13 protein-coding genes are annotated in these 14,025 nt (G+C 73.4%); 9 read left to right on the top strand and 4 right to left on the bottom strand.

From position 1 onward, the window contains the following. Window positions 1–3: 3 nt before the first annotated feature. Window positions 4–1,155 carry an NADH-quinone oxidoreductase subunit D gene (locus ACFYNU_RS25450; protein ID WP_356588675.1) on the bottom strand — a complete coding sequence of 384 codons (1,152 nt, stop codon included), beginning with the start codon at window positions 1,153–1,155 and terminating at the stop codon, window positions 4–6. Continuing rightward, a complete protein-coding gene (locus ACFYNU_RS25455) occupies window positions 1,152–2,141 on the bottom strand; it encodes an SAM-dependent methyltransferase (RefSeq protein ID WP_356588934.1) in 990 nt (329 codons plus the stop codon). The genes ACFYNU_RS25450 and ACFYNU_RS25455 overlap by 4 nt, the downstream gene beginning before the upstream one ends. Before the next feature lie 174 nt (window positions 2,142–2,315). Here ACFYNU_RS25455 and ACFYNU_RS25460 point away from each other — a divergent pair, with 174 nt between their 5' ends. The 3 genes from ACFYNU_RS25460 (at window position 2,316) to ACFYNU_RS25470 (ending at window position 4,981) form a co-directional block, all read left to right on the top strand. Then, complete coding sequence (locus ACFYNU_RS25460) at window positions 2,316–3,518, top strand: sensor histidine kinase (protein WP_356588673.1); 1,203 nt, start codon at window positions 2,316–2,318, stop codon at window positions 3,516–3,518. 183 nt (window positions 3,519–3,701) lie between these two features. After that, complete coding sequence (locus ACFYNU_RS25465) at window positions 3,702–4,379, top strand: response regulator transcription factor (protein WP_356588671.1); 678 nt, start codon at window positions 3,702–3,704, stop codon at window positions 4,377–4,379. Beyond that, window positions 4,379–4,981, top strand: a complete 603-nt coding sequence (locus tag ACFYNU_RS25470) for an AAA family ATPase (RefSeq protein WP_356588669.1) — start codon at window positions 4,379–4,381, stop codon at window positions 4,979–4,981. The genes ACFYNU_RS25465 and ACFYNU_RS25470 overlap by 1 nt, the downstream gene beginning before the upstream one ends. Before the next feature lie 109 nt (window positions 4,982–5,090). Here the strand turns inward: ACFYNU_RS25470 and ACFYNU_RS25475 are convergent, their stop codons facing one another. Both ACFYNU_RS25475 and ACFYNU_RS25480 read right to left on the bottom strand, forming a co-directional pair. Then, on the bottom strand, window positions 5,091–6,182 hold the full coding sequence (locus ACFYNU_RS25475; protein ID WP_356588667.1) for a DUF5937 family protein: 1,092 nt from the start codon (window positions 6,180–6,182) through the stop codon (window positions 5,091–5,093). Between the two features lie 54 nt (window positions 6,183–6,236). Beyond that, on the bottom strand, window positions 6,237–7,493 hold the full coding sequence (locus tag ACFYNU_RS25480) for a beta-eliminating lyase-related protein (protein ID WP_356588665.1): 1,257 nt from the start codon (window positions 7,491–7,493) through the stop codon (window positions 6,237–6,239). A gap of 156 nt (window positions 7,494–7,649) precedes the next feature. Between ACFYNU_RS25480 and ACFYNU_RS25485 the strand changes: the two genes are divergently transcribed. From ACFYNU_RS25485 to ACFYNU_RS25510, 6 genes are all read left to right on the top strand, one after another. Next, window positions 7,650–8,591 (top strand): DUF2520 domain-containing protein, encoded by a 942-nt coding sequence (locus tag ACFYNU_RS25485; RefSeq protein WP_356588663.1) that lies wholly within the window; start codon window positions 7,650–7,652, stop codon window positions 8,589–8,591. Further along, window positions 8,588–9,643, top strand: a complete 1,056-nt coding sequence (gene panC, locus ACFYNU_RS25490; protein ID WP_356588661.1) for a pantoate--beta-alanine ligase — start codon at window positions 8,588–8,590, stop codon at window positions 9,641–9,643. Before ACFYNU_RS25485 ends, panC begins: the two co-directional genes overlap by 4 nt. Next, entirely contained in the window at window positions 9,640–11,418 is a 1,779-nt protein-coding gene (locus tag ACFYNU_RS25495; protein WP_356588659.1) for an L-aspartate oxidase, read from the top strand. Before panC ends, ACFYNU_RS25495 begins: the two co-directional genes overlap by 4 nt. Continuing rightward, on the top strand, window positions 11,415–12,437 hold the full coding sequence (gene nadC, locus ACFYNU_RS25500; protein WP_356588657.1) for a carboxylating nicotinate-nucleotide diphosphorylase: 1,023 nt from the start codon (window positions 11,415–11,417) through the stop codon (window positions 12,435–12,437). Before ACFYNU_RS25495 ends, nadC begins: the two co-directional genes overlap by 4 nt. Then, window positions 12,437–13,234 (top strand): type III pantothenate kinase, encoded by a 798-nt coding sequence (locus ACFYNU_RS25505; RefSeq protein WP_356588655.1) that lies wholly within the window; start codon window positions 12,437–12,439, stop codon window positions 13,232–13,234. The genes nadC and ACFYNU_RS25505 overlap by 1 nt, the downstream gene beginning before the upstream one ends. Window positions 13,235–13,407: 173 nt before the next feature. Then, window positions 13,408–14,019, top strand: a complete 612-nt coding sequence (locus ACFYNU_RS25510) for a hypothetical protein (RefSeq protein WP_356588932.1) — start codon at window positions 13,408–13,410, stop codon at window positions 14,017–14,019. Window positions 14,020–14,025: the final 6 nt, after the last annotated feature.

Consider the following 14,025-nt stretch of genomic DNA (forward strand, 5'->3'; position numbering starts at 1 on the left):
ACGCTACTTGTCGATGTCGCCGACGACGAAGAACAGCGATCCGAGGATCGCGACCATGTCGGCGACCAGCGTGCCCGGCAGCAGCTCGGTGAGGGCCTGGATGTTGTTGAAGGACGCGGAGCGCAGCTTCAGCCGGTAGGGCGTCTTCTCGCCCTTCGACACCAGGTAGTAGCCGTTGATGCCGAGCGGATTCTCGGTCCAGGCGTACGTGTGCCCCTCGGGCGCCTTGAGGACCTTGGGCAGCCGCTGGTTGATGGGACCGGGCGCCAGGCCGGCGATCCGGTCCAGGCACGCGTCTGCGAGATCCAGCGAGTTGTGGGTCTGGCCCAGCAGGCACTCGAAGCGGGCCAGACAGTCGCCGTCCTCGCGGGTGACGACCTTGAGGGTGTCCTGGAGTTCGCCGTACGCGAGATAGGGCTCGTCGCGGCGCAGGTCGAAGTCGACGCCCGAGGCCCGCGCGATCGGCCCCGAAACCCCGTACGCGTGGGCGGCGTTCGCGGAGAGGACGCCCACGCCCCGGGTCCGGCCCCGGAAGATCTCGTTGCCGAGGACCAGCCTGTCGTACACGTCCATCCGCGAACGGACCTCGGCGACCGCGTGCCTGGCGCGGCCCAGCCAGCCCGCGGGCAGGTCCTCCTTGAGACCGCCGACGCGGTTGAACATGAAGTGCATCCGGCCGCCGGAGATCTCCTCCATGACGGCCTGCAACTCCTCGCGCTCCCGGAAGGCGTGGAACACCGGGGTGATGCCGCCCAGTTCGAGGGGGTACGAGCCGAGGAACATCAGATGGTTCAGCATCCGGTTCAGCTCGGCGAGCAGCGTCCGGGTCCAGACGGCGCGCTCCGGCACCTCCATGCCGAGCATGCGCTCGACGGCCATCACCACACCCAGCTCGTTGGAGAACGCCGACAGCCAGTCGTGGCGGTTGGCGAGCATGATGATCTGGCGGTAGTCGCGCGCCTCGAACAGCTTCTCCGCGCCGCGGTGCATATAGCCGATGACCGGCTCGGCCTGCCGGATCACCTCGCCGTCGAGCACCAGACGCAGTCGGAGCACACCGTGCGTGGAGGGGTGCTGCGGCCCGATGTTGAGCACCATGTCCGTGCTCTCGGCGGCGCCGCCGATGCCGACCGTCGTGCGGGTGGTCTCCGTCATGCGGCCCAGTCTCTCAGAGCCGTACGCACGGGACGCAGCAGCCAGCCGAAGTCCCCGAGGCCGCCGCGCGCGGTCAGTTCGGCGGCCTCGCCGGCGGTGGCGAGCGCGCGTACGTAGGAGGCGGGGTCGGTCATGGCGAGGGCCAGTGGCGGGCGCTCACCGCTGACGCCGAGACGGTGCAGGGCCTCGCGCTGCTTCAGTACGAAGGAGCCCGCGTTCAGTACGAAGGAGTCCGCGCCGACGGCGCCGTCATGGACGTCGCCGGCCGCCGCGCACGCGTCGAGCGCCACATGGGCGGTGATGTCGCAGCCGCCGTCCGGCACCGGCCGCACCTCGCGGCCGTCCCGGAACCCGGTCAGCGTCCCGAACGGCGGCCGGTCGCCCCTTACATGCGCGTAGTCGACCGCCACCGCCAGCCCCCGGTCCAGCGTCGCCACGGCGGCGGCCCACGCCTCGTCACGCGCGCGGCCGATCTCCGCCCGCGTCCCCGGCTCCGTCAGCGGCCACCAGCGCGCCAGCCAGTCGGCGTCCGGGCCGTCGACCGGGGCGCCGGGGTGCTCCGTACCGTCGGGGCCCACCAGCACGTACCGCACCGTCCCGTCGGGTCCGGTCTCGGCGACGTCCACCGGCACGTTGTCCAGCCACTCGTTGGCGAAGAGCAGCCCCCGTACACCGGGCGGGGGCCTGTCGGTCCACTCGACGCGCGGATCGAGCCCCGGCGGGCGCGCGGCCCGTTCGACGGCGTACGGCTGTACGGACAGCCCGTCCGGTACGGCGGCGAGCACCCCCGTCAGCAGCTCCCCGCGCCCCGCGCCGACGTCGACCAGGGCGATCTCGTCGGTGTCCAGGGCCTCCGCCGTCGCCACCAGCAGCCCCGCGACGGCCGAGGCGAAGAGCGGGGAGGCGTGGACGGAGGTGCGGAAGTGCCCCGCAGGGCCCTCAGGGCGCCGGTAGAAGCCCTCGGGGCCGTACAGGGCACTCTCCATGGCCACGGCCCAGCCGCGCGGCTCCACGGCGCTCGCAGCCCCGTGAGCCTCGTCGCGCTGACACGTCTCATCCGTCACAGTGCCAAGTCTCCACCTTGGGGAGTACGTTCTCACCGACCGGATCGACCCTCCGGTTGACCCTTCCACCTCTTCGGCTTCCCTACGCTGGGTTACGTGCAGCGCCTCTACGATTTTCTCCGCAGACACCCGACGGGCGTCGACAGCTTCTGGGCTGTGGTCCTCATCGGGTTTTCCGTGCTGTGGGTCGGGGTGGAGGCGGAGCAGAACGCACGGCACGCCACCGTCTCCGCGGTGGTCGTCCTGCTGGTGTCGCTCACCGTCGTGCTGCGCCGACGGGCCCCCGAGCGGATGCTGCTGGCCGTGGCCGTGCTGGGAGTGGTGCAGCTCCTGGTGGACGTGCCGGCCAATCCGAGCGACTTCGCCATGCTGGCGCTCATCTACACGGTCTCGGCGCGGGGCGGCCCCCGCTGGGCCACCCAGCTGGGGCTGATCGGCGGTCTGGCGGCGGCGCCGCTGGCGCAGCTGCGCTGGCCCACGACGGAGACCAGCTTCGCCGGCCAGCTCTTCCTGACCGTCGTGCTGGCCGTTCCCTTCGCGCTCGCCTGGGTGCTCGGCGACTCCGTCCGTACCCGCCGCGCCTACTTCGCCCAGCTGGAGGAGCGCGCCTCCCGGCTGGAGAAGGAGCGCGAGGCGCAGGCCAAGGTGGCCGTCGCGGCGGAGCGCGCGCGGATCGCCCGCGAGCTGCACGACGTCGTCGCGCACAACGTGTCCGTGATGGTCGTGCAGGCCGACGGCGCGGCCTATGTCCTGGACACCGCGCCCGAGCAGGCCAGGCAGGCGCTGGAGACCATCTCCGGCACCGGACGGCAGGCGCTGGCCGAGATGCGCCGGCTGCTCGGTGTGCTGCGGACCGGGGACGTCAAGGAGAGCGGCGAGTACGTGCCGCAGCCCGACGTCCGGCAGATAGAGGACCTGGTCGAGCAGGTGCGGTCGGCGGGGCTCACCGTCGACTTCAAGGTCGAGGGCACCCCCCGGTCGCTGCCGAGCGGTGTGGAGCTGACCGCGTACCGGATCGTGCAGGAAGCCCTGACGAACAGCCGCAAGCACGGGGGACCCGATGTGGGGGCCAGCGTGCGTCTGGTCTACTTCGACGACGGGCTCGGACTTCTGGTGGAGGACGACGGGCGCGGCGCGGGCCACGAGCTGTACGTGGACGGTGGCGCGGACGGCCGGGGACACGGGCTCATCGGGATGCGGGAGCGGGTCGGCATGGTCGGCGGCACGCTCGACGCGGGGCCGAGGCCGGGGGGCGGCTTCAGGATCAGCGCGCTGCTTCCCCTGAAGCCCGCGCATTGAGTCCCGCGACGGGCCACCGGTCGGGCCGGCTGCCTGATCACGTGCCTGATCATCTGCCTGATCTCCTACCTGATCTCCTACCTGATCACGTGCCCGGCACGTGCCTGGCCACGTGCCGCACCGCCACCCGACCACGACTGCCGGACCCCCGACTGCCGGACCCAACGGACAAGGAACCCGCCGATGTCGATCCGTGTGATGCTCGTCGACGACCAGGTGCTGCTGCGCACCGGTTTTCGCATGGTGCTGGCCGCACAGCCGGACATGGAGGTCGTCGCGGAGGCGGGTGACGGCGCGGAGGCGATCGAGAATCTGCGCACCACGGCCGTGGACGTCGTCCTCATGGACGTACGCATGCCCCGGCTGGACGGCGTGGAGGCCACCCGGCGCATCTGCGCCGAGCCCGGAGCGCCCAAGGTGCTCATCCTGACGACGTTCGACCTCGACGAGTACGCCTTCTCGGGGCTCAAGGCGGGCGCCAGCGGCTTCATGCTCAAGGACGTGCCGCCGTCCGAGCTGCTGACCGCGATCCGCGCCGTGCACAGCGGGGACGCGGTCGTCGCGCCGTCCACGACGCGGCGGCTGCTCGACCGCTTCTCGGCCATGCTGCCGAGCGGCAAGGAGAGCAAGGCGGCCAGCGGCGCGCTGGAGCGGCTGACGGGCCGCGAACGCGAGGTCATGCTGCTGGTCGCCCAGGGCCTGTCGAACGGCGAGATCGCCGCCCGGCTGGTGCTCTCGGAGGCGACCGTGAAGACGCACGTCGGCCGGATCCTCACCAAGCTCGCCCTGCGCGACCGGGTGCAGGTCGTGGTGCTCGCGTACGAGTCGGGGCTGGTGCGCGCCGGGGGCGGGGCCCTCTGATGCTGCTGTGGATCAACGGGCCCTTCGGCGGCGGGAAGACGCAGACCGCGCACGAGATCGCGCGGCGGCTGCCGGGCAGTGTGATCTGCGATCCGGAGCTGGTCGGGTTCGGGCTGCACCGCATGATGCCCGCGGGGCTCCGGGGGGACTTCCAGGACCTGCCCGTCTGGCGGCAGGGGGTGCACGACGTGCTCGACCTGGCGCTGCGCGAGCACGAGGGCACGGTGATCGCCCCCATGACACTCGTGGACGACGGCTACTTCAAGGAGATCGTCGGCCGGTTGCGCGAAGAGGGCCACGACGTACGCCACTTCGCGCTGCTCGCCGGGCGCGAGACCGTCCTGAAGAGGCTCACCGAACGCGGGTTGGGGAGGGGACTCAAGAGGGAGAGCTTCGCCGTCGGCAAACTGGACCACTGTCTGGAACGGCTGTCCCGGCCGGAGTTCGGCGAGCACATCCGTACCGACGCGGTGACGGTCCCCCAGGTCGCCGACATCATCGCCGCGTCGGCGGGGCTGCGGCTCGCCCCGAACACCGACAGCGCGCTCCGCCACCGACTGCGGCGCGCCTGGGTCGGCGTCAGGCACATCCGCTTCGACTGATCCGCCGCTGCGGACGGTCGATCTTCCGGTCGGTTCGGCAGCTCTGTCCGTCCGGTCGATCCGGCCCGTCTGACCTGGCCGACTCCGCGACGGTTCTCCTCTCCGGACCTCAACGCAGCACGCCCTCCAGGAAGTCGCTGCCGAGCCTGGCCACGATGGTCACGTCCAACTGATGCAGCACATAGCGGCCCCGGCGGCGGGTCGTCAGCAGCCCGGCCTTGCGCATCACGGACAGATGCCGGGACACCTCCGGGGCCGAGATCCCGTACGTGTCGGCCAGCTCGCCCGTCGTGTACGAGCCCCGCGCGAGACTCCGGCAGAGCCTCATCCGCATCGGATGCGCGACCGCCTCCAGGCGCAGCGTGACCACCTCCACGGAGGGCGCGCCGCCCGACGGCTCCGGGCTGCCCACCGGGTACTGCACGACCGGCTGCCAGCCGGGCGCGTGCAGCGCCAGCAGATGCGGCCAGCCGAAGGCGGTCGGCAGGAACGTCAGACCCGATCCGGCGGCGCTCGTGCGGCCCGACGAGAGCTTGTCCACGACGACGGCGGTGACCGGTCCCGTCTCCTGGACGCTCACGGCGGACGAGACGGCGGCGACGGCCTCCGCGAGGCCCTTGCGCCGCAGCAGCTCGGTCTTGTGCCGGGCGTCGGCGGCCAGTTGGACCCGGACGCGCCGCCAGGTGTCGGCGAAGAACGCCTCGTCGCACTCCTCCAGCAGCCGCCGTATCCAGGCCCGGACGGCGGGCGGGTCGGCCAGCATGCGCCGTATGAAGGCGGACTGGCGCGGTCCGCGTGCCGCGGCCAGCTCCAGCACCCGCTCGCGCGTCCCGGCGTCGACCAGCGGGGACGGCGCGCCCGCGTCGTACTGACTGGCGCAGGAGATCTCCAGCGCCGCCGCCACGTAACTCTCGTCCGGCATGGTGTCGAGGTCGTCCAGCTCCTCGGCCAGCGTCTCGCGGGGGCGGGCGGGCAGCAGGATGTCGGAGCGGGTGGAGCGCCACAGGAAGTCCGCCTCGTGCAGCCGGTCGGCCAGCTCGGGCTTCAGACCGGCGGAGGTGGCGGTGGCCCAGCCGTGGAGCCGTGCGTGATGGCCGGGCTCGGAGAGCGCGTGCAGGGCGGCGCCCAGCTCGGCGAGCGGGGACGGTTCGAAGACGATCCGCTCGTGGGGCAGCCCGGTGATGTCGATGGTCACGCTCATGCACCCATGCTGCACGCCGCCACTGACAGCGCGCCGGACGATTGACGCCCTCGGTCAATCGGCGGGCCCGCCGTCGGAGCCGGCGTCCGGCCCGTCGGACCCGTCGGACCCGACCGGCCCGTCGGCGCGGGTCCGCTCCGTCTCCGCGCGCGCCAGGAACTCCCGTACGGCCTGCCGGACGTCGTCCGCCGTCCACTCCAGCCCCGCCGACCCGACCGTCACCTCGGTCACCGCCACTCCCGGCGGGCCCGAGCCCGAGTCGAACCAGCGGCGGAACAGCGTCACACCGGTCTCCTCGGCCTGCCGCACCGCCGCCTCGCTCAGCACGCGCGCGTCGTACGGAAGCCATACCTGGAACTGGTGGGTGTGGGGCCGCCTCGGGTGCACCCGGAACCACGGCGCCGACGCCACTTCGGCCCCGGCGCCCGCCGCCGACTCGGCGAACCCCTCCGCCAGCGCCGCCGCGACCACGCGCGCGTGGGCGACGTACGACGGCAGCCGCGGCAGCTCCCGTTCCAGCCCCAGCAGCGCGGACAGCGCGGCCGGATACTGCTGGAAGACCTGCCCTCCGTACCGATGGCGCCACACCCGCGCCTCCTCGACCACCGCCGACGGCCCCACGAGCATCGCCCCGGACATCCCGTCCAGCGACTTGTAGAACGACACGTACACGCTGTCCGCGAGCCCCGCGATCTCCGCCAGCGGCCGGCCGAAGTGCGTCTCGCACTCCCACAGCCGCGCGCCGTCGAAGTGCACCACCGCGTCGCGCTCCCGCGCCGCCGCCACCACGGCGACGAGCTCGTCCCACGTGGGCAGCACGAACCCGGCGTCCCGCAGCGGCAGTTCCAGCATCAGCGTGCCGAACGGCTCGTCCGCCGCGTGGATCTCCTCGGCCGTCGGCAGCCGGGGCTCGGACGTCGGGTGGATCGTACGGAGCCCGCTGACGACCGACAGGGCGCCGCCCTCGTGCACCTCAGGGTGCGCCAGCGGATGCAGCGCCACGGTCGCGTTCCCGGTACGCCCCGCCCAGCACCGCAGCGCCACCTGCTGCGCCATGGTGCCGGTCGGGAAGAACGCGGCGGCGGGGAAGCCGAGCAGGGACGCCACCCGGCTCTCCAGGTCGGCCACGACCCCGCCCCCGTACACGTCGGTCCATTCGTCCAGGTCGTAGACCGACGACGCGTCGGCCGCCAGCGTGGCCAGCCGCTCACCGAGGGGCCGGTCGGCGGAGTTCCGCCACAGTGTCCGTCCGGAGGCATGCCAGGCGGCCAGCCGCCGTCGTCGTTCGTCCTGTTCGTTCGTGTCTCCCATGGGGGGATCATCACCCACGGCGAGCGGGTGCGACGAGCGGTTTCCCCGGGGTCGCCCACAGCCTGTGGACAGTCGCGGAATGCCACGAAACGCTGGCGTAGCATGGCGAGAAATCGTCCGGTACCCGTCGCGGACTGGAACGGAAGGCCCCACCGCGTGAACGCATCATCAGCTCCCACCGATCCTCGTGACCCACGGGACAGGCCCGCCCGGCTGACGGTCGGAGTCGTCGGATCCGGCCGCGTCGGACCCGTGCTGGCCGCCGCTCTCCAGCTCGCCGGTCACCGCCCGGTCGCCGCGTCGGGCGTCTCCGACGCCTCCGTACGGAGAGCGGCCGTCCTCCTCCCCGACGTGCCCCTCGTAACCCCCGCGGACGTGCTCGCCCGTGCCGAACTGGTGCTGCTGACCGTCCCGGACGACGCGCTGCCCGGCCTGGTCGAGGGGCTGGCCGAGACGGGAGCCGTCCGCCCGGGACAGCTGCTGGTCCACACGTCGGGGCGGTACGGCACGAACGTGCTGGCGCCCGCCCTGCACGCGGGCGCGCTGCCCCTCGCGCTGCACCCCGCGATGACGTTCACCGGCACCTCCGTGGACGTCCAGCGGCTGGCGGGCTGCTCCTTCGGCGTCACGGCGCCCGACGAACTGCGCCTGGCCGCCGAGGCGTTGGTCATCGAGATGGGCGGCGAGCCCGAGTGGATCGAGGAGGACGCCCGCCCGCTCTACCACGCGGCCCTGGCGCTCGGCGCGAACCATCTGGTCACACTCGTCGCCCAGTCCATGGAGCTGCTGGGCAAGGCGGGGGTCACCGCCCCGGACAGGATGCTCGGCCCGCTCCTCGGCGCCGCCCTCGACAACGCGCTGCGCTCCGGCGACGCCGCGCTCACCGGCCCCGTAGCGCGCGGCGACGCGGGCACGGTAGCCGCCCACATCGCCGAGCTGCGCGAGCACGCGCCCGCGGCGGTGCCCGGCTATCTGGCGATGGCCCGTACGACGGCCGACCGGGCGCTCGCCCACGGCCTGCTCAAGCCCGCCCTGGCGGAGGACCTGCTGGACGTCCTCGCCGACGGCGACCACCACCGGGGGAGCGACGACCGATGAGCCTCGAACTGGCCTCCACGCGCGCGGAGCTGGACGGGCTGCTCGCCCGGCACGGCGACGCCCGGACAGCCGGACGGGAGAAGACGCCCGCCGCCCGCACCGCCGTCGTCATGACGATGGGCGCCCTCCACGACGGCCACGCCGCGCTCGTACGCGCCGCCCGCGCCCACGTCGGCCCGGCCGGCTTCGTCGTCGTCACCGTCTTCGTCAACCCGCTCCAGTTCGGCGCGGGCGAAGACCTCGACCGCTACCCGCGAACCCTTGAACGCGACCTCAAGACGGCCGAGTCGGCGGGCGCCGACGCCGTGTTCGCGCCGTCCGCCGACGAGGTCTACCCCGGCGGCGCGCCGCAGGTACGGATCTCCGCGGGGCCCATGGGGGAGCGCCTCGAAGGCGCCGCACGGCCGGGCCACTTCGACGGCATGCTCACCGTCGTCGCGAAGCTGCTGCACCTCACCCGTCCCGACGTGGCCTTCTACGGACACAAGGACGCCCAGCAACTCGCGCTGATCCGGCGGATGGCCCGCGACCTGAACTTCCCCGTCGAGATCGTCGGGGTGCCGACGGTCCGGGAGGACGACGGTCTCGCCCTGTCCAGCCGCAACCGTTTCCTGTCCACCGCCGAACGCCGGACCGCGCTCACGCTCTCCCGCGCGCTGTTCGCCGCGCGCGACCGCCTCGGCGCCCAGCACGCCCTGCGCGCCCGCGCCGAGTCCGCGCCCACGTCCACGGCCCGTGCGGCGGCCCTCTCCGCGCTCGGCGAGGCGCGGGCCGCCGCCGACACCCACGCGGTCGCCCAGGCGGCGTCAGGCGCGGCTCAGCCGCCCGGCTGCGGCGCGCAAGCCGTACGGTCCGCCGCCCGCGTCGTCCTCGACCAGGCGGTCAGGGACAGCCCGGCCTTCACGCTCGACTACCTCGCGCTCGTGGACCCCGCCGACTTCACCGAGGTCGCGGACGACCACACCGGCGAGGCGATCCTCGCCGTGGCCGCGCGCGTCGGCACGACGCGGCTGATCGACAACATCCCCCTGACCTTCGGAGCCGCCCTGTGACCGCCGAGTCCGCATGGGAGCCGGGCCCCGGCCGGCCGGCCGGCATCCAGCTCACCGCGCCCGTGCCCGGCTGGACCCTCGACGCCGACGTGGTCGTCGTCGGCTCCGGGGTCGCCGGACTCACCGCGGCGCTGCGCTGCACGGCGGCCGGGCTCAGGACCGTCGTCGTCACCAAGGCCCGCCTCGACGACGGCTCCACCCGCTGGGCGCAGGGCGGCATCGCCGCCGCCCTCGGTGAGGGCGACACCCCCGAGCAGCACCTGAGCGACACCCTCGTGGCGGGCGTGGGCCTCTGTGACGAGGAGGCCGTACGCACGCTGGTCACCGAGGGCCCCGACGCCGTCCGCCGGCTGATAGGGACCGGCGCGCGGTTCGACACCTCCCCGACGGGTGATCTCCAGCTGACGCGCGAGGGCGGCCACCACCGCCGCCGTATCGCCCACGCGGGAGGCGACGCGACCGGCGCGGAGATCTCCCGCGCCCTGGTGGACGCGGTCCGCGACGCCGCCCTCCGTACGGTCGAGAACGCGTTGGTCCTCGACCTCCTTACGGATGAGTACGGCAACACCTCCGGTGTCACCCTCCATGTGATGGGCGAGGGCCAGCACGACGGCGTCGGCGCCGTCCGCGCCCCCGCCGTCGTCCTGGCCACCGGCGGCATGGGTCAGGTCTTCTCGGCGACGACCAACCCGGCCGTCTCCACCGGCGACGGCGTGGCCCTCGCGCTCCGCGCCGGGGCGGAGGTCTCCGACCTCGAATTCGTGCAGTTCCACCCGACGGTGCTCTTCCTCGGTGCCGGATCGGAGGGCCAGCAGCCGCTGGTGTCCGAGGCGGTACGGGGCGAGGGTGCCCATCTCGTGGACGCCGACGGCGTCCGCTTCATGCTCGACCAGCACGAACTCGCCGAGCTGGCCCCCCGCGACATCGTCGCCAAGGGCATCATGCGCCGTATGCGGGAGCAGGGCGCCGATCACATGTATCTCGACGCCAGGCACTTCGGTGCCGACATGTGGGCCACCCGCTTCCCCACGATCCTCGCCGCCTGCCGGGCCCACGGCATCGACCCGGTGACCGAGCCGATCCCGGTCGCGCCCGCCGCGCACTACGCGTCCGGCGGCGTCCGCACCGACCTGCGCGGCCGTACGACCGTGCCGGGCCTGTACGCGTGCGGCGAGGTGGCCTGCACGGGCGTGCACGGCGCCAACCGGCTGGCGTCCAACTCCCTCCTGGAAGGGCTGGTGTTCGCCGAGCGCATCGCGGCGGACATCGCCGCGGTAGCGGCGGCCCCCCGCCCCGCGCCGCCCGCCGGGCCGCCCACGACCGCGCGGGCCGGCTCCCCGGCGCTCCTGCCGCTCATCGCCCCCGAGGCGCGCCTCACGATCCAGCGGATCATGTCCGAGGGGGCGGGCGTCCTCAGGTCCGCCGCGACCCTGGGCATGGCCGCCGAGGCCCTGGAAGCCGTGTTCCAGGAGGCGCTGCGTCCGGCCGGTCCCGCGGACCCGGGAAAGCCCGCGCAGCCGGGCGTCGAGTCGTGGGAGACCTCCAACCTCCTGTGCGTCGCCCGTGTCCTGGTGGCCGCCGCCCTGGAGCGCGAGGAGACCCGTGGCTGCCACTGGCGCGAGGACTTCCCCGAGCGGAACGAAACCGACTGGCGCCGCCATCTCGTCGTACGCCTCGGTACGGGCCGCGCCCTGGAGCTGAGCCGGACCGAGACCCCCGCTTTTCCCGCCGTACATCCCGTAGATCCCCCAGTCCCCAGGGAGCCCTCACCGTGAGCACGCCCGAAGACAGTCCGCGCCCCGAGGCCGTGGACGTACCGCTCATCCAGATCGGCGCCCCGGCGTCCGCCGCCGGGGGCTGCGGCGACGGCTGCGGCTGTTCCGACGGCGAGGACACCCTGGAGTGCGGTCTCGACCCCGCGCTCGCCGCGCTGCTGGCCGAGGCCGGACTCGACCCCGTCCAGGTCGAGGACATCGCCCACGTCGCCATCGGCGAGGACCTGGCCCACGGCGTGGACGTCACGAGCGTGGCGACCGTCCCCGCCGACGCCGTCGCCACCGGCGACTTCACGGCCCGCAGGAGCGGCACGGTCGCCGGGCTGCGGGTCGCCGAGGCCGTCCTGTCCCTCGTCTGTACGGAGGACTTCGAGGTCGAGCGGCACGTCGAGGACGGCGACCGCGTCGAGGCCGGCCAGAAGCTCCTCAGCGTCACCACCCGCACCCGTGACCTGCTCACCGGCGAGCGCAGCGCGCTCAACCTCCTGTGCAGGCTGTCGGGCATCGCGACCGCCACGCGCGCGTGGGCGGACGCGCTCGAAGGCACCGGCGCGAAGGTCCGCGACACCCGTAAGACGACGCCCGGCCTGCGCGCGCTGGAGAAGTACGCGGTGCGCTGCGGCGGCGGCGTCAACCACCGGATGTCGCTCTCCGACGCGGCGCTCGTCAAGGACAACCACGTGGTGGCCGCCGGCGGGGTCGCGGAGGCGTTCAAGGCCGTACGGGACCAGTTCCCCGACCTGGCGATCGAGGTGGAGACCGACACCCTCCAGCAGGTCCGCGAGGTGCTCGACGCGGGCGCCGACCTGATCCTGCTGGACAACTTCACCCCGGCGCAGACCGCGGAGGCCGTCGCGCTCGTCGCCGGCCGGGCCGTGCTGGAGTCGTCCGGCACGCTGTCCCTGGAGAACGCCCGCGCCTACGCCGAGACCGGCGTCGACTATCTCGCCGTCGGTGCCCTCACGCACTCCGCCCCGATCCTCGACATCGGCCTCGATCTGCGCGAGGCGGGTGTCTGATGCTGCTCACCATCGACGTCGGCAACACCCACACCGTGCTCGGTCTCTTCGACGGCGAGGAGATCGTCGAGCACTGGCGCGTGTCCACCGACGCGCGCCGTACGGCCGACGAACTCGCCGTCCTCCTTCAGGGACTCATGGGGATGCACCCGCTGCTCGGCGACGAGCTGGGGGACGGCATCGAGGGCATCGCGATCTGTTCCACCGTGCCCTCCGTCCTGCACGAACTGCGCGAGGTGACCCGCCGCTACTACGGAGACGTCCCCGCCGTCCTGGTCGAGCCCGGCATCAAGACCGGCGTCCCGATCCTGGTGGACAACCCGAAGGAGGTCGGCGCCGACCGGATCATCAACTCCGTCGCCGCCGTCGAGCTGTACGGCGGTCCGGCGGTCGTCGTGGACTTCGGCACGGCCACCACGTTCGACGCCGTCAGCGCGCGCGGCGAGTACACCGGCGGGGTCATCGCCCCCGGCATCGAGATCTCCGTGGAGGCGCTCGGCATCAAGGGCGCCCAGCTGCGCAAGATCGAACTGGCGCGCCCGCGCAGCGTCATCGGCAAGAACACGGTCGAGGCGATGCAGTCGGGCATCGTCTACGGATTCGCGGGCCAGGTCGACGGGGTCGTGACCCGGATGGCGCGCGAGCTGGCCGAGGACCCGGGCGAGGTCACCGTGATCGCGACGGGCGGCCTGGCGCCGATCATCCTCGGCGAGTCGTCGGTGATCGACGAGCACGAGCCCTGGCTGACGCTGATCGGGCTCCGACTGGTGTACGAGCGCAACGTCTCGCGTATGTAGCCGAGCCCCGGGAAACCCTCGGTCGCCGGCCACGGTCCGGCGACCGGAGGTGCCCGGGTACGCCCAGGTGGCGCCCGACATGCCGCCGCGCCGCAGCTGTCGCGTTTAGACGATTTTGTGCGGTTCGTGAGTATCGTCACCTCATGCCCACGCCCTACGGATCCCGCGGCGGCATGGCGTTCGGCGCAGACGAGTTGCGTGTGCTCCGAGGCGCCCTCGCCGTCGCCCTCCACCCCGCTCCCCTCCCCGACGAGGACGTCCAGGCGTGTCTGCGCCTCGCCGAATCCGTGGACGAGGCGGTCCGCGAGGCCGGTCGGCTGCGCGCGTTCCTCCTCGCCGACCTCGCCCGCTACCGCGCCGCGCTTCCCGGCTCGGCCGCCGGCTATCTGGAGCTTCTCCAGGACGCCCTGGCCGCCGGGTACGACCCCCGCCCGGAGGACCTCATGGCACTGCGCACCCTGCGCGCCCGACCCGTCGCCGCCGCGCTGCTGGAGCGCTGCCAGCGGACCGCCGAGAACTCCGTACGCGCCCGGCTCGCCGGCCGGTCACCCGCCGCCCCCGCGCCCCGTACCCGGCTGCTCGCGCTCCAGGGAGGGCGCGCCGCGGCCGACCCGGAGCCTCCCAAGGAGGAGCCCGGGAAGGCGCCGGGGAAGCAGCCCGCGCCGCCGCGCCGCCCCTCGGCCCCCGGGCGGCCCGCCACCGAGCGCCCGATGCCCAAGCCGTCCGAGGTCTTCCCGCCGCGCCGCAAGCCCGCGCCCCCGCCGGAGCGGCGGGCCGCCGGCTAGCTACTC

The organism is Streptomyces sp. NPDC006643, assembly GCF_042870175.1.
Taxonomy (GTDB): domain Bacteria; phylum Actinomycetota; class Actinomycetes; order Streptomycetales; family Streptomycetaceae; genus Streptomyces.

What these genes read in the sequence shown, in the direction of transcription:
- ACFYNU_RS25510 (WP_356588932.1), top strand. Translation starts at nt 13,408, where the DNA reads ATGGCGTTCGGCGCAGACGAGTTGCGTGTGCTCCGAGGCGCCCTCGCC.
- ACFYNU_RS25470 (WP_356588669.1), top strand. Translation starts at nt 4,379, where the DNA reads ATGCTGCTGTGGATCAACGGGCCCTTCGGCGGCGGGAAGACGCAGACC.
- ACFYNU_RS25465 (WP_356588671.1), top strand. Translation starts at nt 3,702, where the DNA reads ATGTCGATCCGTGTGATGCTCGTCGACGACCAGGTGCTGCTGCGCACC.
- ACFYNU_RS25475 (WP_356588667.1), bottom strand. Translation starts at nt 6,182, where the DNA reads ATGAGCGTGACCATCGACATCACCGGGCTGCCCCACGAGCGGATCGTC.
- panC (WP_356588661.1), top strand. Translation starts at nt 8,588, where the DNA reads ATGAGCCTCGAACTGGCCTCCACGCGCGCGGAGCTGGACGGGCTGCTC.
- ACFYNU_RS25505 (WP_356588655.1), top strand. Translation starts at nt 12,437, where the DNA reads ATGCTGCTCACCATCGACGTCGGCAACACCCACACCGTGCTCGGTCTC.
- ACFYNU_RS25450 (WP_356588675.1), bottom strand. Translation starts at nt 1,155, where the DNA reads ATGACGGAGACCACCCGCACGACGGTCGGCATCGGCGGCGCCGCCGAG.
- ACFYNU_RS25480 (WP_356588665.1), bottom strand. Translation starts at nt 7,493, where the DNA reads ATGGGAGACACGAACGAACAGGACGAACGACGACGGCGGCTGGCCGCC.
- ACFYNU_RS25455 (WP_356588934.1), bottom strand. Translation starts at nt 2,141, where the DNA reads ATGGAGAGTGCCCTGTACGGCCCCGAGGGCTTCTACCGGCGCCCTGAG.